The organism is Amycolatopsis orientalis DSM 43388, assembly GCF_000411975.1.
Taxonomy (GTDB): domain Bacteria; phylum Actinomycetota; class Actinomycetes; order Mycobacteriales; family Pseudonocardiaceae; genus Amycolatopsis; species Amycolatopsis orientalis_D.
Genome location: NZ_ASXG01000170.1, coordinates 90411 through 113677 on the forward strand (window position 1 = coordinate 90411; position 23267 = coordinate 113677).

Consider the following 23267-nt stretch of genomic DNA (forward strand, 5'->3'; position numbering starts at 1 on the left):
TTACTCCTGCGGAATGTTGCGCACCAGGGCGCGCAGGCCTTCCGCATCGAGCAGGTCGGCCGGCCGCAGCGTGTGCCCATGTCGGACATAGTGGAAGGCCGCGCGCACCTGATCCACCGGCACCTTCTTCAGCGCTGCCCACGCCAATCGATACGCACCAAGCTGAATCTCCAGTGCCGGCAACCGTTCTTCGGACGGCACCGAGCCGGTTTTCCAGTCCACGACAGTCCAGCCGCCGTCGGGGTCCGCGTACACCGCGTCCATCCGGCCGCGCAAGGTGAGGCCTTCGACGTCCGCGGAAAACGGCACCTCCACCGCGACCGGGACCCGGTCGGCCCATTCACTGTTCTCGAAAGCTTCTTGCAGGGCTTCGAAATCAGTGTCCGGCGCTTCGCCGACGTCCGCCGCACCGGGGAGGTCGTCGATCTCCAGCAGCCGGTCGCCGGAGAACCGTTGCTCCAGCCAGCTGTGGAACGCGGTGCCGCGGCGAGCGAAGGTGTTGGGCGGCAAGGGAAGCGGCCGACGCAGCCGTTGCGCCAGAGCATCCGCATCGGACGCCAAATCGACCAACTGGCTCACGCTGAGCTGCGCGGGCAGCGCCACGCGATCCACAGTGGACTGAGCGCGGGCGCGTTCGGCCAGAAGGACGTCGGTGTCGGCGGCCCAGCCGTCCGGGTCTTCCGGATCGACGACGTCCTCGTCGTCTTCGAAGTATTCGTCATCCGGCAGGTAGTCTTCTTCGTCCTCGGGTTCCGGCGGCAGCGGGATTTCGTCGTCGTCGGCCGCCGGAAGCGGTTCGGCTTCCGGTTCGGGCTCGGGTTCCTCTTCCAGGGCGGCCATTTCCGCCAGCAGCAGATCCACCCCGGTGGCCACGCCGGACCGCCGGTCGCCCAGCGGGTCCACCGGCCACCGCGCCGTCCGGGAATCCGCTACCAGCGGGTTTTCCTCGTCCTCCGCCGGTTCGTCGGCCCAGACGTCGATCACGCCCAACGGTGGGTCGGCCTCGTTCATCACCTCGGCGATTTCCGACAGGAAGATCGACGGGCCTTTGGCGCGTGTGCTGCTTTCGTTCCACCAATGCCCGGATACCAGCAACGCACGCTCGGAACGGGTCAGCGCGACGTAACAAAGCCGGCGTTCCTCGTCGGCTTCCCGCGCTACGAACCCTTCTTCGTGCAGTTCCAGCGCTTCCTGTACTTCCTTGCGGTCATAACCTTCCGCGATCTGCAGCTTCGGCAGGTCCGCCGCGTCACCACGCAAATGCGCGGGCAGCGCGGTAGAAGTACGCAACCAGGAAGACGAGCGGCGCTTGCCCGGAAAGACCTCCGCGACCAGATGCGGGACCGCCACCACTTCCCACTCGAGCCCCTTGGCGGAGTGCACGGTGAGCACCTGCACCCGGTCCGGAACCACCTGCACCTCACCCGGCGTGAGACCGTCTTCCGCGTGTACCGCGGTGTTCAGGTAGTCCACAAAGGACAATAGCGTCGCCGTCGGCGCGGTCTCCGCGTAGTCGGTCACGACTTCCGCGAACGCGTCCAAATGCGCGCGGCCCGCTGATCCGGGACGGGCAAGCGATTCGACGTCGAGCAGCATCGTGCGTTCGACGTCCGCCACCAATTCCGGCAGCGACTGATCCAGCCGACGACGCAGGGCAGTCAATTCCGCGCCCAGGCGGCGAATCCGCCGGTACCCCTCCGCGGAATAACGCTCGGGTGCACCGGGTTCGTCAACGGCGTCGATCAGCCCCGCGGTTTCCGCCCGTTCAGCGACGAGTTCCGGTTCCTCGCCGTCCTTCGCGCGCGGCTCGGGCGAGGTCAGTTCGTTGGCCCGTCGCCACAACGCCGCGACGTCCGCCGCCGCGATCCGCCAGCGCGCACCGGTCAGCAACCGGGCCGCCGCGCTGCCCGCCAGCGGATCGGCAAGTACTCGCAGGGTGGACACGAGGTCGGCGACCTCCGGTTCGTCCAGCAACCCGCCGAGGCCCACGACCTCGACCGGCAGGCCGCGCATCCGCAGTTCCGCCGCGATCGGCGCCATGTCCGCCCGGCGCCGCACCAATACCGCCGCGGTGGGCGGCTTGCCGGATTCCTCTTTCTCCGCGTGCCACCGCTGCGCCAGGTGGTCGGCGACCCACTCACGTTCCGCGCGCACGTCCGGCAGCAACGCGACCGCGATGTCCGCCGGGCCGGCCCCGTCCCGCGCCCGCAGCCGTTCCACGCCAAGTCCGCGCTGCCGCAACGGTTCCGAGATCGCGTTGGCCAATTCCAGGATTTCCGGCGGATTGCGGAAACTGGTGAGCAGCCCGAATTCGTGCGCGGCTTCCAGCCGCTCCTCGCCGCGACGCGGAAAGTCCGTGGTGAACCGCGGCAGGTTCGCCGCACTCGCGCCGCGCCAGCCGTAAATCGCCTGCGCCGGGTCGCCGACCGCGGTCACCGGCATCGGCGGATGCTCAACACCGCCGAACAGCGACCGCAGCAGCACTCGTTGCGCGTGCCCGGTGTCCTGGTACTCGTCCAGCAACACGGCCCCGTAGCGCTCGCGCTCCCCCGCGACCACCGCTGGATACCCCTCCGCGAGCTGCGCGGCCAGCGACATCTGGTCCGCGAAGTCGAGCGCGCCTTCCGCCCGTTTGCGCCGATGGTAATCCTCGACCAGCGGCAGCAAAGCCAGCCGAAAACGTTGCGCCGCCAGCACTTCCTGCAGCTTCACCGGAAGCGAGGCACGCTGTCCTTTAGCACGCGGAGCGTTCTCGATGATCTCGCACAACCACTCGGTGTACTGCCCGAGCTTCTCCGTCGAAATCAGATGCTCGCCCAGTTCACCGGCCAGCGCGAGCAGTTGCGCGGTGACCGTCGGCGGCACCCGATCGGTGTCCAGGTCATTGTCCCAAGTGGACACCACTCGATGCGCCAGCTGCCACGACGAAGTCTCCGACAGCAACCGCACGCCGGGCTGCACCGGAAGCCGCAAGCCGTGCTCCGACAGCAAGCGTCCGGCATACGCGTGATAAGTCAGCACGGTCGGCTCACCGGCGACCACAGTGGCCCGCAGCGCGCCCGACGGATCGATCCGCTCCAACAGGCCCGAACCAGCGAGCCGCCGCAACCGCGCCCGCACCCGCTCGCCAAGCTGACGCGCGGCTTTCCGGGTGAAGGTCAGGCCGAGCACCCGTTCCGGGCTCACGATTCCGTTGGCCACCAACCAGACCACGCGCGCGGCCATGGTTTCGGTCTTCCCCGCGCCCGCGCCCGCGACGACCAGCGACGGCTCGACCGGCGACGCGATCACGGTCGCCTGCTCGGGCGTCGGACGGTGCAACCCCAGTGCGTCCGCGATTTCCGCGGGTCCGACCGGGTTGGCGATCACCACCGGGCTCACGGTCCGGTCACCTGACGCCCTTCCGGGCGCAACGGGCAGCACCCGCGCGCCGGACACCGGTCGCAGTCGGCGTTCTCGTGCGCCTGGTAGTCCGGGCCGACCGCGGCGGCCGCGGCCGACCGCACGAGTTCCAGCCACTCGCGCCCGTTGTCCTCGTCCATCGGCGGTTGATCTCGTTGTGTGGCACCGGTTTTGTTGTTCCCCTTCGCCACGTACACGAGCTTCGCCCCGCCCGGCGTTTTCTTGCCCTCGACCGCGCCCAGCAACACCGCCAGCTGGTACGCCGCGAGCTGCGGATGCTTCTCCGCGTCCGAACTGGACACCGGCACCTTGCCGGTCTTGATGTCCACGATGACCGGACGCCCGTCCTTGTCCGTCTCGACCCGGTCGACGCGCCCGCGCAGCAGCACGCGCACCTCTTCGTCGCCCATCGGCAACTCGACCTCGATGTCCTGCTCGACCCCGGCCTCGATCAGCTCCTGCCGCGACTTTTCCAGCCATGACACGAAGTTGCGCAGCATCTGCTCCACCCGGGACCGCTCACGCCGGGAGAACCACGGCGCGCCAGCGTCCACCCGCACCCACGCTTCGTCGAGCGCGGCCTGGATCTGCTCCTCGGTACTGCCGCCCGCGATCGCTTGCGCCAAACCGTGCACCAGAGTTCCGGTCACCGCCGCCAGCTGCGCCGGGTCGCTGCCGCCATGGCGCTCGATCAGCCAGCGCAGCGGACACTTCACCAGGATTTCCACAGTGGACGGCGAGATCCGCATCAGGTCACCCGGCCCGTGCACCGGGTCCTCCGTGGACGCCTCCATCAACCCGTACCACGTGTCCGGATGCGCACCCGGAACCCCAGCGGCCGCCAACCGGGCAAGTTGCTTCGCCGCCCGCTTCCGACGGTCCGGGGCCGCCTTGTCGTCGCACACGACCTCGCGCAACTCGCCGACCAGCTCGGCCAGCACGAGCGAGCGGCCCGGCGGCTTCATCCGGGAGTCGAGCATGCCGTCGTCCGCACCGTTCTCTTCGAGATCGTCGAGGAACCGGGACGGCTGCTCGTCTTCCCCAGCCACCGCGGTCACGAGCAACGTCCGGCGCGCCCGGCTCGCCGCGAGGTAAAACAGCCGTCGTTCCTCGGCGAGAATCGGCGCGATGGCGGAGACCTTGTCATGTTCGTCCACTCCGGACAGCAGGTCGACCAGCCGCTCGACGCCCAGCAGCGAACCGCGCAGCCGCATATCTGGCCACGCGCCCTCCTGCACGCCGGCGATCGCGACCACTGTCCACTCGCGACCCGCCGATGCGTGCGCAGTAAGCAGCGAAACCCCTTCGCCGGGAATCGCGGCCGGAGCGAGCGTGTCCCCCGCGATGTTCTGCGACGACAGGTAATCCGCGAACGCCGCGACGCTCGCCTTGGGCAACCGGTCGGCATACCGGCCCGCCGCGTCGAACAACGCCACCACCGCGTCCAGGTCACGATCAGCCTGCGCGCCGAGCGATCCGCCGCGATCCACCAACCGCAGCAACCGTTCCTGCAGTCCGCTCGCCTGCCATAGCTCCCACAGCACCTGCTCGACGCCTTCACCACGGCTCACCGCCTGGTGCGTGACGCTCAGCAGGTTGCCCACCCGACGAACCGGCAGCGCCTCATTGTCCGCGAGACCGACGAGAATGTCGCCGCCGCGCAACGCTTCCACGAGCAGCTCGTCACTCGACCGTTGTCCGCCGCCGGCCAGCTCGAGCCGCCGAAGACCCCGCCGCAACCGCCTCAGCGCCAACGGATCTGCCCCGCCGAGCGACGAGGACAGCAACATTTCCGCGATATCGACGTCGAGCAGTTCCGGCTCCGCGGCGATCCGCAGCACCGCCAGCAGCGGCCGCACCGCGGAATGCTTCGCCAACGGCAATTCCTCAGTAGCCGAACCGATCGGCACGCCGGCCGCCCGCAAGGCGCGTTGCAGGACAAGGAAAGTCCGCGCCGGAGACCGCACCAGCACTGCCATCTCCGACCACGGCACCCCGTCGACGAGGTGCGCCCGGCGCAACTGGTCCGCGATCCAGCTGGCCTCCGCCGCCGGAGTCGGCATCAACCGCACCCGCACCTTGCCACCGCGTTTCCCCGGCGGAGCAACCAGTTTCCGATGCGGTGACGCACCGGGCAACGTCGCGCCGAGCTTCGTGACCGCTGCCCGGACCGTCGGAGCGAGCCGGTGCGAGGTCGTCAGCAGGATCGTCCGGTCGCCGTCCTGGTCGGAATCGGCGAACAGCTTCGGGTCCGCGCCGCGGAAGGAAAACACCGACTGGTCCGGATCTCCGGCCACCACGAACTCCTCCGCGGTGTACCCGATCGTGCGGATCAACTGGACCTGCAACGGATCGAGGTGGTGCGCGTCGTCCACGAACAGGTGGCGGACCCGGCCTCGCTCGCGTTCGCGCAGTTCCTCGTCGTCCTCCAGCGCGAGCAACGCCGAGGTCACCAGCTCGGCGGCGTCGAGCGCGGGCGCGGCGGGCAGGCCGAGCGCGTTGCCTCCCGCCCCTTGCAGCTGGGTGACCTCCTCGTACTGCGCCCAGAACTGGCCGGCGGCGACCCACTCCTCGCGGTCCTGGCGATGCCCGAGCTCGGTCAGATCCTCCGGTCCGAGCCCGCGCTCGGCCGCCCGCATCAGCAGGTCGCGCAGCTCCTCGGCGAACCCGGGCACGGTCAGCGCCGGCCGCAACTGCTCCGGCCAGTTCGTCGCGCCCTCCTCCAGGTCGCCCTCCAGCAGCTCGCGCACGACCACGTCCTGCTCCGCCCCGGCCAGCAACCGCGGCGGCGGCAGTTCCTCGGCGCGCGCTTCCAGGCGCAGCAAGGAAAACGCGTATGAGTGCACTGTGCGCACCAGGGGTTCACTCACCGTGCGCGGCAGCGGGGATTTCTGGTCCGGGTCCGACGTGAGCCGCCGGGTCAGGTCGGCCCGCAGCGCGTCCGCCGCCCGGCGGGACGTCGTGAGTACCAGCACGCTCTCCGGATCCGCTCCCTCGGCGATCCGGCGCGCGGCGGCGGTGGCGAGCAACGCGGTCTTGCCGGTGCCCGGACCGCCGAGCACGCGGCGGAATCCAGCCGGTGCCGACAGCAGCCGGCGCGCGTCTTCGCCCCAGGTGAACGTGGGGGTGGCAGGGACCGGCGGGCGCACCAGCCGCGCCTGCCCGTTCCCTGCTCTCCGCACGTGCACATCAGCGATGGAACCATGCCCGCTCACCCGGGTGGCGCACCGGCACACCCCTCGGCAGGACTATCCTCGGCCGGGTCATGAACGACGAACTGCACGAGCGGATACGCGCAGTCATCGCCGACGTACCCGCGGGGACAGTCGCGACGTACGGCGACGTCGCAGCGCTCTCCGGCGCGCCCTCCCCGCGCATGGTCGGCCGCGCCCTCGCCGAGGACGGCCACGACCTGCCCTGGCACCGCATCCTCCGCGCGAACGGGACCCCCGCGCCGCATCTGCTGCACGAACAGCTCGAGCGGCTGCGTGCCGAGGGCGTGCTGGCCGACGGCGACAAGGTGGACCTGCGGAAGTACCGCTGGCGGCCGAATGGGGACGAGCCCGGCGAGGACGAACCTCCCGGCTTGTTCTAGCGCCCTTCCTTGACCGGTGCTGCGGCACGACAGCGCGCAGCTGTCGCCCCATGCGTGTTCAGCAGCGCAGAGGCGGGTCCGGCCGGGCTTCCGTAGAAGCCGACGAGGGAACCCTCCAGGAATCCTCCACGGACCGGACGCCCAGCCGCCCGCGGACATCGCGCTCTGCGCTTCCGGAGCCGGGAAAGCGTGGCGTCCGCCATCCTCCCCAGGCATAGCCCGCACCGCCCTATTTAGGTTAGCCTCACCTCATGAGCGCCCTGACTTACCACCCCGGCCGGGTCACCGCGGTCCGGCGGGTCACTCCGCACATGGCTCGTGTCACCTTCGACTGCCCCGGTCTCGCGGCAGCGGGCCCAGCGGCGCCGGACGCGTACGTGAAGGTGTTCTTCCCGCTCCCTGGCGACGAGGACCCGAACCTGCCGCCCGCCGAGACGGAGGACGGCGACGTCCTGTCCTGGTATCGGCGGTACCTCGCGATGCCCGACGAAGTGCGGCCGCCGATGCGGACGTACACGGTGCGCGCGGCGCGTCCGGAGAGCGGCGAGGTGGACATCGACTTCGTGCTGCACGAGGAGACTGGTGGGCCGGCGTCGACGTGGGCCGGGCAGGCGGAGGTCGGCGGCCAGGTGGTGTTCCTCGGGCCGCACGGGCTATACGACGTGCCGGACGGGACGACGTGGCAACTGCTGGTCGGCGACGAAACGGCGTTGCCCGCGATCGGCGGGATTCTGGAGAGGCTGCCGCGGTCGGCGCGCGCTTCGGTGTACATCGAGATTCCGGACCGCGCGGAGCGACAGACCTTCGAGACCAACGGTGCGGTCGAGGTGCACTGGGTGGTCCGCGGCGCGCGTACGCATGGCGAAGCGCTCGTAGACGCCGTACGCGCGGCTGAGCTGCCCAGCGGCACGCCGTACGCGTGGGTCTCTGGCGAAGCAGGCGTCGTGAAGCTCGTACGGCGACACCTTGTTCGCGAGCGCGGCTTCGACAAGACAGCCATCTGCTTCACCGGCTACTGGCGGCAAGGGCTCAGCGAAGAGGCTGCGGGACGACAGCAGGCCGAAGCGTCCTAACTCAGCTTCGCGACGACCAGCTTCACCAACGCGCCGAGGCGCTGACGCTCCGGCTGTAGCGTGCTGATTCCGGCTGCCTCCAACGGAGCCGCAGTGACCGGACCAACGCACGCGCAGACGACCGTGCCACCGCGCAGGGTCTCGCGCAGCTCCGCGCCGTGGCCGGATTCGTCGGCGAGAGCGAGGAAGTTCGTCGCGGCGGGGGCACTGGTGAACACCAACGCGGCCAGTTCTCCGGACAGCACTTCGCGGATCAACGAGAACACCGGCGCCGGGTCCGGCGGCGTGTGCCAGCGGTAGGGCTGCACGGCGAGTACCGACGCCCCGGCCTCGACGAGTGGATCGCTGAACTCCGGCAGGGGTGCGCCGTGCAGTTGCAATGCCACGCGCGCGCCCTTGACACCCGCTTCGCTGAGCGCGCCGAACAGCTCTTCGTTGCTCTCGCCGGGTGCGGAGTACTCCTCACGCAGACCGACGCCACGCACGGCACCGACCGCTTTCGGCCCGCGCGCGAAGATCCGCGCCCCGGCGAGCGTCTCGAGCAGTCCCTCGCGAAGACCCCAGCCTTCCGCGGCGTCGAGCCAACCGCGGAACCCCGCGCCGGTGGTGACCGCGGCGAGGTCGACCGGAGCGGCGAGCACGGCTTCGGTGCCGCGGCGAAGTTCCGGATCATCGGCCAGTGGGACGATCGTGATCGTCGGCGCGTGCCGCACTTCCGCGCCGTGCCGGAGCAACGCGCCGATCAGGTCGTCCGCGCGCCGCTCGGCCGTGACGCCGATCCGCACGCCGTCCAGCTCACCCATCGCTTGCCTCATTCCCGGTGTAGGCGTGCCGGGCGATCGGCGGAGGCCCGCAGGCGAAATCTCCGCGTCGCGCCGCAACGGCACCCTGATCAGCTAGTCCATTCGCTCGGCCCGTCTCCGGCTGCCACGCGCTGGGCCGGAACGCCGCCACTCCGTCCCGCTCGATCATCCGCTCGGCCGCCTCCCGCTGCCGCGCTGGGCCGGAACAACGCCATCCAGCCCGCCTGCCCTGCGCCGCGCCAAGCCAGGACAACACCACCCGCCATCCAGCTCACCCACTCGGCCCGTCTCCCGCAATGGCGCGCCAGGCTAGAAGAACGCCGCCGCCCCGTCCAGTTCACTCATACGCCCGCGCCATCTCGCGAATCGCCGCCGCCAGTCCCGTGCGCAGGCCCTCCGGTGCGAGCACCTCCAGATGCGGCCCGAACCGGAGCAGTTCGCCGATCGCCGGTTCTCCCGGTTCGACCGGCAGGTCGATCGTCAACCATCCGTCGCCGTCCGGTTCCGCTCCGGCGGCGACTGCCTCGCGAAGCGCCCGGGCACCGACGCTGCCCGCGTAGAACGGTACGAGAGCTTGAGCCCGCGGCGAGAGGCGGACTGTCGCCTTTCGGGGGTACATCCGGCGTTCGAACTGCTCGGACCACTCCTGCCAGTAACGAGCGAGGTCGAAGTCCGCCGGTCGCTCGAACTCCTCCCCGAGGTCGGTCAGCTCGTGGATGCGCGAAATCCGGTAGGTGCGATCGGTCCCCTCGCACCGGGCCGCGAGGTACCAGTTGCCCGCCTTGAGGATCAGCCCGAGCGGTTCGAGCACCCGCTCGACCTCGCGTTGTCCCCACCGTTCGTACCGGACTCGGACCCGTCGCCCGGCCCAGACCGCGTCGGCGACCGCGGACAGCGTCGGCAGGCTTTCGATGCCGCGATGCCACCCGGGCACGTCGAGGTAGAACCGCTCGGCGACGCGGCCGGCGCGGCTGCGCAGTTCCTGCGGCAAGGCGGCGTACAGCTTCAGCTGCGCCGCCGCCAGCACCGTGCCGAGCCCCAGCTCCGCGGCCGCGACCGGGAGCCCGGCCAGGGCCAGCGACTGGGCTTCGTCCTCGTTGAGGCCGGTCAGCCGGGTCCGGTAGCCGTCGACGAGCTGGTAGCCGCCGCTGCGGCCGCGGTCGGCGTACACCGGCACGCCCGAGGCCGACAAGGCCTCGATGTCCCGGTACACCGTCCGGACCGAAACCTCCAGCTCAGCGGCCAGTTCCTCGGCGGTCATCCGGCCGCGGTTCTGCAGCAGGAGAAGCACGGTGAGCAAACGGCCGGCACGCATGCGCCAAGTATGACTGAAATACCTGACACAGGATGGCAGGTATGGGTGCTTGAGTAAGCGGCATGAACACGTTTGGCATGACGAAGTGGGATGAGCACGTGGCGAGCGGCGAGGAGGGCGGCCCCCGCGTCGCCTACGTGCACGCCGCGATGGAGTACTCGGGCGTGATCCAGGGTGCCGCCACCGGCGATTACCTGCTGTACTACCCGGGCGAGGGCTACGACGGCGGCGCGACCACGTCGCCGGGCTACGACCGGTTCGAGGGCACTGTCGACGGCCGCCGCGGCACGTTCATCGTCCGGCAGGAGTGGGGTTTCGACCCGAAGAGCATCCGCTCGACGTTCGAGGTCGTCGCCGGCTCCGGCACCGGTGAACTGACCGGCATCCGCGGTACCGGCACCGTGCACGGCGTACTGGGCGAACCGACCGTGTCGTACACCTTCGACTACACGCTCTGAAGGAGGCCGGGATGCTCGAGGTGTCGCGCAAACAGGCGCTGGCGTACCGGATCGCGGAACAGGGGCTGCACCGCTCCGTCGCCGATCCGTACGAGCTGCCGCTGCTGGACCTCGGGCTGCAGGACAGCATGCGCGACACCGCCCTGCTCTCGCTGGCGGCCCGGATGCCGGATCCGGTCACGCCGGAGTCCCTGGTGGACGACGAGCGGCTCGCCCTGGTGTGGTCGCACCGGGGCGCGCCGCATTTCCACCGGCGCGCGGACCTGCCGGAGCTGGTCGCCGCCCTGATCCCGATCAGCGAGCCGGACGCGCTGGCCCGGATGCTGTGGCAGAAGAAGGACCTCCAGGTCGCGGACGAATCTCCGGTGGACATTATTTTCACGACCGCGCGGGCGATCCGGAAAGTGGTCACGAAGCCGATGACCAAGGGAGTGGTGAGCGGGGAAATCACCAAGCTGCTGCCGCCGTCGTTCAGCCGGTGGTGCCGTCCCTGCAATGCCACCCACGTGCACGAACAGCTCATGCGCCTCGCCGCCCTGCACGGCGGTGCCCGGCTCGAAGCCGGGCAGAGCCCGGCGACGCTCGCGCCGCTGGAGGGTCGCGGACGGATGTCCACTCGCCCCGATCCAGCCGCGGTTTCGCGGGTGCTGGAGCGGTATTTGCGCTTCAACGGACCCGCGACGCCGGGGGACGCGGCCGGTTTCGCCGGCACCGCGAAGACCTGCATCAGCGAAACCTGGCCCGAGACGGTCACCGAGGTCAAAGTGGACGGGCGGCGGGCCTTCCTCCCGAATGACCGGTTAACCGCGCTGGAGAACCCGCCGTCGCCGGCCGGAGTACGTCTGCTGCCGCCGCTCGATCCGTACACGCAGGGCCGCGACAAAGCGGTCCTCGTTCCGGACAAAGCGCGCGCGAAAGAGGTCTGGAAAATTCTCGGCAGCCCCGGCGCGCTCTTGGTCGACGGCGAGATTCTGGGCGTTTGGCGCACGAAAGCATCCGGCAAACGGCTGGTCTTCTCGCTCACCGAATTCGACCCGCTCCGCCGCGCGGACCGCGCGGCCGCCGAGGACGAAGCCGCCCGGGCCGCGTCCGCCCGGGGCTACCAGGACTTTTCCGTGACCTGGGCTTGACCGGCGAGCTACAGTTCTGCCGTGCAGGAATGGCTGCTCGACTCCGACCCGACCCTGCGCTGGCAGGTCGAACGGGACCTGGCGGGCGCGCCGCCCGAAGTCTGGACGGCCACCCGGCACAAGATCGCGACCGAGGGCTTCGGCGCCCAACTCCTCGCCCGCCAAGACCCGGACGGGCAGTGGGCCGGCGGCGCGTTTTTCCCAGCGGAATTCACTCCCGGCCCCAATACCGGGCAACCGTGGACGGCCACCACGTGGTCGCTCACTATGCTCCGCGAATGGGGCCTGGATCCGGCGGTGCTGCGGGCCAATCGCACCGCCGAATTGATCGCGGAGAACAGCCGGTGGGAATACCACAATTTGCCGTACTGGGACGGCGAGGTCGACGTCTGCATCAATGCCTGGACGCTCGCGAACGGCGGCTGGCTCGGCGTTGACGTGTCCCGGCTCGCGCACTGGTTCCCCGAGCACCAGATGACCGACGGCGGCTGGAACTGCGAATGGGTCGACGGGTCGAAGCGCGCTTCCTTCCACTCGACGCTGAACGCGGTGAAGGGGCTGCTCGCCTACGACATCGCGACCGGCGGCACCGACGAGACCCACGCCGCCCGCCGCGCCGGCGAGGAGTACCTGCTGGAACGCCGTCTGCTGTACCGGCTCTCGACCGGCGAGCAGGTGGCGTCCTGGGTCGACCATTTCGCGTATCCGGTGCGGTGGCACTACAGCGCGATCAACGCCCTCGAGTACTTCCGCGAAGCCGCCATCGTGGACGACATTCCGCCCGACCCGCGGCTGGCCGACGCGGTGGAACGGGTGCGCGCCGCGCGGCAGCCGGACGGAACCTGGCTCCAGGACGGCCGCTTGCCCGGCGACATGTGGTTCGAGGTCGACGTCCCGGCCGGGGAACCCTCGAAATGGCTCACGTTGTACGGCACGCGAATTCTGTCCTGGTGGGACTCCGCACAGTCCTGACTGGACCGGCCTGACTGGACCGGGCGACACGAAAGCCGACGTCGTCCACCCGGAAGGTCGGGTGGCTCCGGCGCCGCACCGACACGCGGACGCTCCAGTGCTCGTCCGCCCAGCCGCCGCCCTTAAGCACCCGGTACTCGCCGTAGACCGCCGGGTCGTACAGATCCCAGCACCAGTCCCAGGCGTTGCCGAGCAAGTCGTAGGCACCCCACGCGTTCGGCCGCTTCTCGCCAGGCGGATGCAGCCTGCCGCCGGAGTTTCCTTCGTACCAGGCGATCTCGTCCAGCTCGCCGTACCTCGGGCCGTCGGTGCCCGCACGGCAAGCGTGCTCCCATTCGGCTTCGGTGGGCAGCCGATAGCCGGTCGAGGACCGGTCCCACTCCACCTCGTCGCCGGCCAGCCGATACGCGGGTGGCAGTCCGTCCTGTTCGGACAGTGTGTTGCAGAACCGCACCGCGTCCAACCAGGACACCTCGACCACCGGCAGCTCACCGCTGCCGAGGAACTGCTCCTGGGTGACCGCGAGCGCGCCTAACTCGAACTCGGGAACGTCGACTGTCCAGCTGCGTTCTGTCCGCCGGTCGGTGAGCGTCACCGATCCCGGCGGAATCGGGACCATCCGCACGCACCGAGGCTAGCCGATCGATGCCGGAGTGTCGCCGGGATTCACCGCCAGCCGGTAGCCTCGCTTGACCACCGTCTGCACCACGCCGGTGCCGCCGAGCGACGTCCGCAATCGGCCGATCGCCGTCTCCACCGCGTGCGCCTCTCCCCCGGACGGAAGCTCAGCCGACAGCTCTCGCCGCGTGACCACCCGGCCGGGCTGCCGGGCGAGAGCCCGCAGCAGCGCCATCGGGGCTGGCGCGATCTCGCGCCATTCGCCGTCCACCAGCGCGCCGGTGCCGCGGATCTGCAGCACGTGGCCGGCGGCATGCAAGGTCGGCGAGGCGGTGACCAAAGCATCCGCGACGGTTCTCGCCAGCGCACCGATCCGCGACCGTCTCGGTTGGACCACCGGAACGCCCAGCGAAGCCAGTGGCGCGGCCGTGATCGGCCCAACGCACGCCACGATCACCCGGCTGCTCAACGCCTCGATCAACGCGCCTAGCCGACCAGTCCGCCGAGCCATCGCGACGGTCGACGCGGCAGCGGGCGCGCTCGTGAACGGCAACGCGTCGATCGTTCCTTCCAGCACCGCGTCCAGCAACCGGTCGAGCGGTCCTGGATCGGTCGGTGCCACCCAGCGGTACACCGGAATCTCGATCACCTCGGCCCCGGCCTGCCGAAGAGTCTCCGCGAAGTACGGCAACGGCTCGCCATGCAGCTGCAGCGCGATCCGCCGACCGTCCACTCCGGACTCCGTCAGGTACTGCAGCAGCTCCGCGCTGCTCTCCGAAGTGGGCGAGTAGTCCTCGGCCAATCCGGCCGTCCGCACCGCCCCAGCCGCTTTCGGACCGCGGGCCATCAGAGACGCGTTCGACAGATGATCGAGCACCTTCTCGGCGAGACCCCAGCCTTCCGCGGCCTCGATCCAGCCGCGGAAGCCGATCCCGGTCGTCGCCACCACGATGTCCACTGGCGACTCCAGCAACCGCATCGTCGCCGCGTGCAATTCGGTGTCGTCGGCCAGCGGCACGATCCGGATCGCCGGCCCGTAACGAACGGCGGCACCCTGGCGCACCAGCAGCGCGCCCAGCTCTTCAGCCCGGCGCGCTGCGGTGATTCCCACCGTGAACCCGGCCAGCGGCCGGACATCGGTCACGGCGAGCCCACCTCGATCACCCCGTCCCGCACTCGAACCGGATACACCGGAACCGAAACCCCTTCCGCGTCAAGACACGCACCAGTGCGGAGCGAGAACCGTTCTTTGTAGACCGGCGACGCGACGACCGGTTCTCCCCCGGCGTCACCGACGATCCCGCGCGACAACACGGCCGCGCCACTGCACGGATCCCAATTGGACAGTGCGTACCAGCCGTCGCCGGCGTGGAACACGGCGACCTGCTGGCCGTCGATCAGCGCCGCGGCTCCGGAGAACTCCGGAATGTTCGCGGCCGCGCACACCGCGGTCCAGGACGAGGTCATGGTCATCGCCGCACCTCCGGAATTCCCAGCAGCACCGGGATCTTCTGTTCCCGTTCCTCCCGGAACGAGATCGACGGGTCCGGCGTCCCGGGCGCGTTCACGAACGAACTGAACCGCGCCAGCTTGTCCGGGTCCTCCAGCACCCCTCGCCATTCGTCGGTGTAACCCTCGACGTGTTTCGCCATCGCCGCGTCCAGGTCCTCGCAGATGCCGAGGCTGTCGTCCACGATCACCGCGCGCAGGTGGTCGAGGCCGCCTTCCATCTCCTCGATCCACGGTGCGGTGCGCTGCAACCGGTCCGCCGTGCGCACGTAGAACATCAGGAACCGGTCGATGGTGCGCACCAGCGTCTCGGTGTCCACATCAGACACCAGCAGTTCCGCGTGCCGTGGCGTCGCTCCGCCGTTGCCGCCGACGTAGAGGTTCCAGCCATGTTCGGTGGCGATCACGCCGAAGTCCTTGCCGCGCGCTTCCGCGCATTCCCGCGCGCACCCGGAAACTCCGGCCTTGATCTTGTGCGGCGACCGCAGACCGCGATACCGCAGCTCCAGATCGATCGCCAGCCCCACACTGTCCTGCACGCCGTAGCGGCACCAGGTCGAACCGACGCAGGATTTGACCGTCCGCAACGCCTTGCCGTACGCGTGCCCGGACTCGAAGCCCGCGTCGACCAGTCGCCGCCAGATGTCCGGCAGCTGGTCCACAGTGGCCCCGAACAGGTCGATCCGCTGTCCGCCGGTGATCTTCGTGTACAGCCCGAAGTCCTGCGCGACCTGCGCGATCACCATCAGCTTCTCCGGCGTGATCTCGCCGCCGGGAATCCGCGGCACCACCGAATAGCTGCCGTTGCGCTGCATGTTCGCGAGGAACCGGTCATTCGTGTCCTGGAGCGAGGCCTGCTCGCCGCCGAGGATGTGCCCGTTGCCCAGCGTCGCCAGAATCGACGCCACCGCGGGCTTGCACACCGCACAACCGGTCCCGGTGCCGTAGCGGCTCACCAGCTCGCTGAAGGTCGTGATCTGCGTCGCCTGAATGATCTCGAACAGGTCCGCGCGAGACTGGGTGAAGTGCTCGCACAGCGCCTTCGACTGCTCGACCCCGCAGGCGTTCAGCAGCTTCGCCAGCATCGGCACACACGAGCCGCAGGACGTCCCCGCCCGCGTGCACGCCTTCAGCTTCCCTACCGAATCGCAGCCGTCCTCGGTAATCGCCCGGGTCAAGGCACCCTTGGAAACCCCATTGCACGAACAGACCTGGGCCTCGTCCGGCAATGCGTCCACGCCGACCGCCGCGCCGCCACCCGCGGGGGCGAGCAGCGCACCCGGGTCGGCGGGCAGCGGGCGGCCGACCAGCGCCCGCAGCGTGTTGTACTCCGCCGCGTCGCCGACCAGCACCCCGCCGAGCAGCGTCCGGCCGTCGTCGGTGACCACGAGCTTCTTGTAGGTTCCGGCCACGGCGTCGTTCACCGCGACTTCCAGCGATCCTTCGGTGGCCCCGTGCGCGTCGCCGAAGCTGGCGACGTCCACGCCCATCAGCTTGAGCTTCGTCGCGGTGTCGGGTTCGGGGAAGCTCGCCGCCGCGCCGGTGAGCTGCGCCGCGACCACCTCCGCCATCGCGTATCCCGGCGCGACGATGCCGTATACCCGGCCTTCGACCGCCGCGCACTCGCCGATCGCGTAGACCGCCGGATCGCTCGTCCGGCACGTCGCGTCGACCAGCACGCCACCGCGCTCGCCAACGTCCAAACCGGACTCGCGGGCCAGGTCGTCCCGAGGCCGGACCCCGGCGGAGAAGACCACCAGGTCGACATCCAGCTCCGTGCCGTTGCCCAGCCGGGCCAGCAACCGCGAGCCGTCGGCCTCGATCGCGTCCGTTGAGGTTCCGGTGTGGACGGTCACGTCGAGGTTCGTGATCAGCCGGCGCAGCAGACCGCCGCCGCCATCGTCGACCTGCAACGGCATGAGCCGCGGGGCCATCTCGACCACGTGCGGCGACAAACCCATGTCCCGCAATGCCTTCGCCGCCTCGAGACCGAGCAGACCGCCGCCGATCACCATCGCCGCCCGGCGGCCGCGCCCCTGCCGTTCCGCCGCGGCGCGAATCGCGTCGAGGTCCTCGATCGTCCGGTACACGAACACGCCGGGCAGATCCCGGCCCGGGACCGGCGGGACGAACGGACGGGAACCGGTCGCCAATACCAGCGAGTCGTACGGCTCGACGTGTCCGGAAGCCGTCGTGACTGTCTTGGCGTCGCGGTCCACCGACACGACGAGTTCGCCGAGCCGGAGCTCGACCGCGTCGTCGTCCGCGTAATCCGAGCCCGGCAACGCCAACGCGGCCGGATCCCAGCTGTCCACATAGGAAGTCAGCGCGACCCGGTCGTAAGCGGGACGGTTCTCCTCGCCGAAGACGACGACCCGCCATTCGCCCGCCGTGTCTGCCGCGCGAAGTGCCTCCACGAACCGGTGCGCGACCATGCCGTGCCCGGCAACCACCACTGTAGGCATTTCAGACCTCCGCTCCTGCCAACGCCACCTGCCCGCGCACTGTCGGCTTGCGCAGGTAGCCGAACCACGTCACACCCACGCACACCGCGTAGAAGACCAGGAATCCGACGAACGCCGGAACGCCGCTGTGCGTGCTGGCGAACGACTGCCGGAAGGCGAGGTTGATGAACAACCCGCCCAGCGCGCCGATCGCCCCGGCCAATCCGATCAACGCTCCGGAAAGCCGGCGAGCGTTGCGCAATTCCGCCGCCTCGTCCGCCCCGGCCTGAATCGCGGCCCGCGCCTTCACCTGGAAGATCGCCGGGATCATCTTGTACGTCGATCCGTTGCCGATTCCGGTGAGCACGAACAAAACGATGAACGCGGCGGTGAACGTCGCGAGCGAGTCCGTCGAGGAAGCCACCACCAGCACCACGGTCGCCAGCGCCATCGCGCCGAAGGTCGCGAAGGTGACCCGGCCGCCGCCGATCCGGTCCGACAGCCAGCCGCCGATCGGGCGCGACAGCGAACCCAGCAGCGGGCCGAGGAACGTCACCGCGGCTGCCTGCAACGGCGTCCGGCCGAATTGGTTCTGCAGCACCAAACCGAAGGCGAAGCTGTAGCCGATGAAAGAGCCGAACGTGCCGACGTACAGCAGCGACATCACCCAGGTGTGTCCATAACGGACCACCTCGCGCATTGCCTTGGTGTCACCGCGAACGCTGGACAAGTTGTCCATGAACAGCGCCGCACACGTCGCGGCGAGCACGATCAGGGGAAGGTAGATGTAGAGCACCAAGCGCGGCGCGGTCGCACCCGCGGTGCCGATCACGAGCAGCCCGACAAGCTGAATCACCGCCACGCCGAGGTTCCCGCCGCCGGCGTTCAACCCGAGTGCCCAGCCTTTGTGCCGTTCCGGATAGAAGGTGTTGATGTTGGCCATCGACGACGCGAAGTTTCCGCCGCCGACGCCGCCGAGCGCGGCCATCAGCACGAACGTGCCGAGCGAGGTGCCCGGGTGCAGCACGATGGCGGTCAGCACCGTTGGAAGGAGAAGCAGAACGGCGCTGATGACCGTCCAATTGCGACCGCCGAAGCGCGCGACCGCGAAGGTGTACGGGATGCGCATGATCGCGCCGACCACCGTCGGCGTGGACACGAGCAGGAACTTGTCCGCCGCGCTGAACCCGTAGGCCGGGCCCATGAACAGCACCACGACCGACCACAGGGTCCAGATCGAGAAGCCGATGTGCTCGGAAAACACGGAAAACCACAGATTGCGCCGGGCGACCCGCTTGCCGGTCGTTTCCCAGAACTCGTCGTCCTCGGGATCCCAGTGCTCGATCCAACGGCGGGTCATGGTGTCCTCCTCATTGCCGGGGGCGGTCATTGCGCGGCCAGCCAGTCCGCGACCGCGCCGACCGTGTCGCGGCAGCTGCCGCATCCGGTGGTGGCGCGGGTGGTATGGGCGAGTGCGGCAGCGTCGGTGGCGCCACCCCGCCAGGCTTCGATCAGCCGGCCTTTGGTCACCGCGTTGCAGCGGCAGATCACTGTGGACGAAGGAAGATCCGCCGGGCTCGCCGCCGTCGGCGCACCCGCGGGCAACGCGCGACCGAGGAGCACAGCGAGCCGATCTTCCGGGATCGGCGTGCCTCGGTCGTGCAGCTGCGTGACGGTGGCCGCCGCGTCGGGCAGCCCGAGCAGGATCGCGCCGGTCACGCGATCGCCGCGGACGACGAGCTTGCCGTACCTGCCACCAGTCGGATCATCGAACGTGACGACCTCAGCCGCGTCGTCGTCGCTGGTCACCTGCGTTTCGCCGAGCGCGGCGAGATCGATGTCGCGCGCCTTGAGCCGGGTCACCGTACGCGTCCCGCGATAGCGCGCGGTGGCGTCCGTGCCGGTGAGCAGGTCGGCGAGCACCGTGGCCTGCTCCCACGCGGGCTGCACCAATCCGGCCGGCGCGCCCGGGTGCCGAGCGCAGTCGCCCAGCGCGTGGATCCGGCCGTCGCTGGCCCGGAGCAGATCGTCCACCAGGATTCCGCGATCGACCGCGAGCCCAGCGGCTTCGGCGAGCGACGTCTCCGGCCGCACCCCGGCCGCGACGACTACGAGGTCCGCGGGAACGAAGCTGCCGTCATCGAGTTTGAGACCGTCTCCCGGCAGGTGCCGGGCGGCAGTCACCTCGAATCGGAATGTCACGCCCAGCTCCGCCAACCGACGCGCCAGTACCCGGCCGGCACCGGAATCCAGCTGCCGCTCCAGTACGTGCGGCTGCGGATGCACCACCGTGACGTTCGCTCCGCGACCGGCCAAGCCCCGCGCGGCTTCCAAGCCGAGCAGTCCACCGCCGAGTACCGCGACCGGCGCGCCCGGACGTGCTGCAGCCACGATGCGCGCGCAGTCGTCCAGCGTCCGGAATGTCACGACCTCCGGCCCGAGTTCGAGTCCTTCGACCGGCGGCAGCCAAGGCGCGGCTCCGGTGGCGAGGACGACTGCGTCGTAAGAGAATTCCTCGGTTTCCGTGCAGACCATCCGTCGTGCTGGGTCGATCCGCGTCACTCGCGTGCCGAGCCGCAGGTCGACCCGCGCCTGTGCGGCCCACTCGGAATCGTGCAGCCGCACCGTGTCCGGGCTCATCCCGCCGGCGACCACAGTGGACAGCAACACCCGGTTGTACGCCGGATGCGGCTCCTCGCCGAGCACGGTCAACCGCACCCGGTCGCCTTCTGGATCGCGCCGCCGGATTTCGTCCGCGAGCCGGGCCCCGGCCATTCCGTACCCGATGATGACGACGTTTCGCGCGCTCATGCTTCCGCCCTCGCCAACGACACCGCGCACACCTTGAACTCCGGCATCCGGCTCACCGGGTCGAGTGCCGGGTTGGTCACCAGATTCGCCCGCGCCGCGCCGGGAAAATGGAACGGCAGGAAGACGAGGTCGGCCCGCATCGACGGCACACACCGCACTCGCGCGACGGTCTCCCCGCGACGCGAGCGCACCACCGCGTGGTCTCCGTCGGCCAGTCCGGACCGCGCCGCGGTGTCCGGATGCACCTCGACGAACACCTCCGGCACGACCGCCGTCAGTTCCGCGATCCGGCGGGTCTGCGCACCGGATTGGTAGTGCTGGAGCACCCGGCCGGTCGTGGCCTGCAACGGAAACGCTTCGTCCGGCAGCTCGGCGGGTCCACTGTGGTCAACGTCGGCGAACCGCGCGCGTCCGTCCGGATGCGCGAATCCGTCGAGGAACATCCGCGGCGTGCCCGGATGCTTCTCGTCGGGAACCGGCCAGTGCAGCGCTTCCCCGGACCGGAGCCGTTCGTATGTCACGCCGGAGTAGTCCGCGGCTCCGCCCTTCGACGCGGCACGCAACTCCTCGAAGACCTCGGCCGCGTCCTCCGGAAACCGTTCGGCGGGCTGTCCGATCCGGACTGCCAGTTCCCGCAACAGCGACAGATCGCTGCGCACTCCGTCCGGTGGCGTAATCGACCGCTGGCGCAACAGCACGCGACCCTCGAGGTTGGTCAACGTGCCCTCTTCTTCGGCCCATTGCGGCACCGGGAAGACCACGTCGGCGAGCGCCGCGGTTTCCGACAGGACGAAATCGGCCACCACGAGAAGATCCAGTCCGGCCAGGCGTTCCTGCACCCGGGACGAACGCGGAGCCGACACCACCGGATTGCTCCCGAACACCAGCATCGCCTTGATCGAATCCCCCAGCGCGTCGAGCAATTCGACCGCGGAACGTCCCGGTCCCGGCAAGCTCTCCGCTGGCACCCCCCAGACCGCGGCGACCTGCGCACGCGCCGCCGGGTCGTCGATCTTGCGGTAGCCGGGCAGCTGATCCGCCTTCTGCCCGTGCTCGCGGCCGCCCTGGCCATTGCCCTGCCCAGTCAGGCAGCCGAAGCCAGACCCGGTTCGGCCGGGCAATCCCAGTGCGAGGGCGAGATTGATCCACCCGCCGACCGTCGCGGTGCCGGACGCGTGTTGCTCCGTTCCGCGCGCGGTGAGCACATACGCGTTGCCGGCCCGGGCCAGCATTTCCGCGGCCCGACGCTGATCCGCGGCCGAGACCCCGGTCACTCGCTCGGCTCGCTCCGGCCACCAGGTCGCGGCGATGCGCCACATCTCGTCGAAGCCGGCCGTCCGAAGATCCACATAGGACTTGTCCAGGTGTCCCTCGGCGACGACCGCGTGCAGGATCCCCAACGCCAGCGCGAGATCCGTCCCCGGTGCCGGGGCGAGGTGCAGCGCGGCCCGCTCGGCCGTCGGGGTGCGGCGCGGATCGATCACGATCAGCTCCGCGTTGTCCAGATGCTGCATGAACGGCGGCATCGTCTCGGCCGGGTTCGCCCCGGCGAGCAGAATGACGTCCGCGTTCGCGAGATCAGTGACCGGGAAGGGAAGTCCGCGGTCCACCCCGAACGCGCGCATCCCGGCCGCGGCGGCGGACGACATGCAGAATCGGCCGTTGTAGTCGATTTGCGAGGTTCCGAGCGCGATGCGGGCGAATTTCCCGAGCAGATACGCCTTTTCGTTGGTGAGCCCGCCGCCGCCGAACACCGCGACGGAGTCCGCACCGTGGTCCCGGCGCGAGGCGCGGAGCCGATCCGCGACGAAATCCAGCGCCTCGTCCCAGGAAACCGGCCGCAGTTCGCCGGCCCGGCGGAGCAGCGGCGAGGTCAGCCGGGCACCGGACTCCAGCAGTGAACCGGCCGTCCAGCCCTTCTGGCACAGGCCGCCCGCGTTGACCGGGAAATCCCTTGGCGTGACCCGGGTCTCGTCCAGGCGCATCCCGCACTGCAAGGCGCAGTAGGGGCAATGTGTGTCGACGTGCGGCACAGGCGCTCCTCGGATCGGCGATGACCCGACGGTAAGGACGCCGTGTTACCTCAAAGTGCCCGAATGTTTCGGGCAGTTGACATTGCCCGCCGTCACAGCGGGGGTGCGCAGTGAGTCAAAGGATCGCGCTGACCTCGCGAGCCGCTGCGCGCAGGCCGTCCAGTGCGGCGTTGGTGGACTTGGGGTCGAGCGCGTGCGAGGCGAGGCGGAAGAGCATGGCGCGCAGCAGGAGCTGGGGCCATTCCGGGAGGTGGGCCCAGCGCTCCAGGAGGGCACCGGTGGCTCCGCCCCAGGTCAGGGAGTCGACAGCGGCGATCGCCGCACCCCATTCGCCGGGGCGGTAGTACGGGACGAAGTCGACCACGCCGGGGGCCGTGTCGCCGTCGAAGAGCAAGCCGGCCAGGAGTTCGCCGTGCGCGACCTGGTGCGGGAGCTTGATCGTGCGGCGAGCCGGGGCGAGGATTTCGAACCAGCGGCCGCCTTTCTCCTCGGGGAGGGGACGGTCGAGTTCTTCCCAGGCGATCCGGTCGGCTATCGCGTCCCGGTCGTCCCGGGAGGAGAGAAAGTCCGGTCGAGGGAGGTCGGCGGTAGCCCGGTGCAGCCGCACGGCGGCGAGGACGGTTTCGTCACAGCGGTGTTCGGCGGTGCCGGGGACGTAGCGCCAGGCGGACCAGTCCCCGACTATCCAGCGGCCGTCTCGCGAGCGGACCGGTTTGGAGATGCGGAGGCCCGGGTCTTCGGCGAAGTCCAGGGCGCGGGCGGTCCAGAGGGCTTGGGAGCGGTCGGTGACGCGTTTGAAGACCACGTCCCCGGCGTGCCAGGTTTCGGAGTCCGGCAGGAGCGTGATGGCGTCGGCGTCGCTGCCGAACGCGGAGCAGACGCGTTCGGAGGGACGTTCGAGGGTTGACCGCACAAAGGGGGAGGTTACCCCGGTGGGGGTGGGGTTACCGGGGAGACTCGCTGGTCATGGGGCGGCTCGTCGCCTAGCGGCGACATTGCGCCCTCCGGCGTGCGTGGGGCACCCCGAAGCTTGATTGTGCTGACGGTCTGAGGGTGGTTGTCAAGGCGGGAAAGCGTGCCTTGACAACCACCCTCAGACCGCAG

17 protein-coding genes are annotated in these 23267 nt (G+C 69.8%); 5 read left to right on the plus strand and 12 right to left on the minus strand.

Translation table 11 applies throughout. The features are described 5' to 3' along the window. Nucleotides 1–3381 carry an ATP-dependent helicase gene (locus tag L942_RS35790; RefSeq protein ID WP_037368881.1) on the minus strand — a complete coding sequence of 1127 codons (3381 nt, stop codon included), beginning with the start codon at nt 3379–3381 and terminating at the stop codon, nt 1–3. After that, nucleotides 3378–6551, minus strand: a complete 3174-nt coding sequence (locus L942_RS35795; RefSeq protein WP_037368853.1) for an ATP-dependent helicase — start codon at nt 6549–6551, stop codon at nt 3378–3380. The genes L942_RS35790 and L942_RS35795 overlap by 4 nt, the downstream gene beginning before the upstream one ends. Nucleotides 6552–6667: 116 nt before the next feature. Here L942_RS35795 and L942_RS35800 point away from each other — a divergent pair, with 116 nt between their 5' ends. Both L942_RS35800 and L942_RS35805 read left to right on the plus strand, forming a co-directional pair. After that, nucleotides 6668–6997 carry an MGMT family protein gene (locus tag L942_RS35800; protein ID WP_037368855.1) on the plus strand — a complete coding sequence of 110 codons (330 nt, stop codon included), beginning with the start codon at nt 6668–6670 and terminating at the stop codon, nt 6995–6997. Nucleotides 6998–7248: 251 nt separating this feature from the next. After that, the gene (locus tag L942_RS35805) at nt 7249–8070 is read left to right on the plus strand and encodes a siderophore-interacting protein (RefSeq protein ID WP_051166482.1); all 822 of its coding nucleotides are present in this window, start codon (nt 7249–7251) and stop codon (nt 8068–8070) included. Here L942_RS35805 and L942_RS35810 read toward each other — a convergent pair. Both L942_RS35810 and L942_RS35815 read right to left on the minus strand, forming a co-directional pair. Beyond that, a complete protein-coding gene (locus L942_RS35810; RefSeq protein ID WP_037368857.1) occupies nt 8067–8873 on the minus strand; it encodes a uroporphyrinogen-III synthase in 807 nt (268 codons plus the stop codon). The genes L942_RS35805 and L942_RS35810 overlap by 4 nt on opposite strands. Nucleotides 8874–9210: 337 nt before the next feature. Then, nucleotides 9211–10188 (minus strand): helix-turn-helix transcriptional regulator, encoded by a 978-nt coding sequence (locus L942_RS35815; protein ID WP_037368859.1) that lies wholly within the window; start codon nt 10186–10188, stop codon nt 9211–9213. Nucleotides 10189–10250: 62 nt separating this feature from the next. On the opposite strand from L942_RS35815, the gene L942_RS35820 reads away from it, so the two are divergent. From L942_RS35820 to L942_RS35830, 3 genes are read left to right on the plus strand one after another with little or no spacing between them, the layout of a single operon-like run. Next, on the plus strand, nt 10251–10646 hold the full coding sequence (locus L942_RS35820) for a DUF3224 domain-containing protein (RefSeq protein WP_037368861.1): 396 nt from the start codon (nt 10251–10253) through the stop codon (nt 10644–10646). A gap of 11 nt (nt 10647–10657) precedes the next feature. Further along, nucleotides 10658–11776 (plus strand): winged helix DNA-binding domain-containing protein, encoded by a 1119-nt coding sequence (locus L942_RS35825; RefSeq protein ID WP_106965159.1) that lies wholly within the window; start codon nt 10658–10660, stop codon nt 11774–11776. A gap of 21 nt (nt 11777–11797) precedes the next feature. Further along, nucleotides 11798–12748, plus strand: coding sequence for a squalene cyclase (locus L942_RS35830; protein ID WP_037368863.1), 951 nt, complete (start codon nt 11798–11800; stop codon nt 12746–12748). Here L942_RS35830 and L942_RS35835 read toward each other — a convergent pair. The 8 genes from L942_RS35835 to L942_RS35870 all read right to left on the minus strand — a co-directional run bounded on the left by L942_RS35835 (nt 12696) and on the right by L942_RS35870 (nt 23076). Continuing rightward, entirely contained in the window at nt 12696–13373 is a 678-nt protein-coding gene (locus tag L942_RS35835) for a formylglycine-generating enzyme family protein (RefSeq protein WP_200863034.1), read from the minus strand. The genes L942_RS35830 and L942_RS35835 overlap by 53 nt on opposite strands. Before the next feature lie 9 nt (nt 13374–13382). Continuing rightward, nucleotides 13383–14510 (minus strand): uroporphyrinogen-III synthase, encoded by a 1128-nt coding sequence (locus L942_RS35840; RefSeq protein WP_037368864.1) that lies wholly within the window; start codon nt 14508–14510, stop codon nt 13383–13385. Further along, nucleotides 14507–14839: a nitrite reductase small subunit NirD gene (gene nirD / locus L942_RS35845; protein ID WP_440201360.1), complete on the minus strand. Its 333-nt coding sequence runs from the start codon at nt 14837–14839 to the stop codon at nt 14507–14509. Before nirD ends, L942_RS35840 begins: the two co-directional genes overlap by 4 nt. Continuing rightward, a complete protein-coding gene (gene nirB / locus L942_RS35850) occupies nt 14836–17340 on the minus strand; it encodes a nitrite reductase large subunit NirB (protein ID WP_037368867.1) in 2505 nt (834 codons plus the stop codon). The genes nirD and nirB overlap by 4 nt, the downstream gene beginning before the upstream one ends. Before the next feature lies 1 nt (nt 17341). Beyond that, nucleotides 17342–18679 (minus strand): nitrate/nitrite transporter, encoded by a 1338-nt coding sequence (locus tag L942_RS35855; RefSeq protein ID WP_037368868.1) that lies wholly within the window; start codon nt 18677–18679, stop codon nt 17342–17344. 26 nt (nt 18680–18705) lie between these two features. After that, nucleotides 18706–20130, minus strand: coding sequence for an FAD-dependent oxidoreductase (locus tag L942_RS35860; protein WP_037368869.1), 1425 nt, complete (start codon nt 20128–20130; stop codon nt 18706–18708). Next, the gene (locus tag L942_RS35865; RefSeq protein WP_037368870.1) at nt 20127–22163 is read right to left on the minus strand and encodes a molybdopterin oxidoreductase family protein; all 2037 of its coding nucleotides are present in this window, start codon (nt 22161–22163) and stop codon (nt 20127–20129) included. Before L942_RS35865 ends, L942_RS35860 begins: the two co-directional genes overlap by 4 nt. 115 nt (nt 22164–22278) lie before the next feature. Beyond that, nucleotides 22279–23076, minus strand: a complete 798-nt coding sequence (locus tag L942_RS35870) for a TIGR02569 family protein (protein WP_037368871.1) — start codon at nt 23074–23076, stop codon at nt 22279–22281. Nucleotides 23077–23267: the final 191 nt, after the last annotated feature.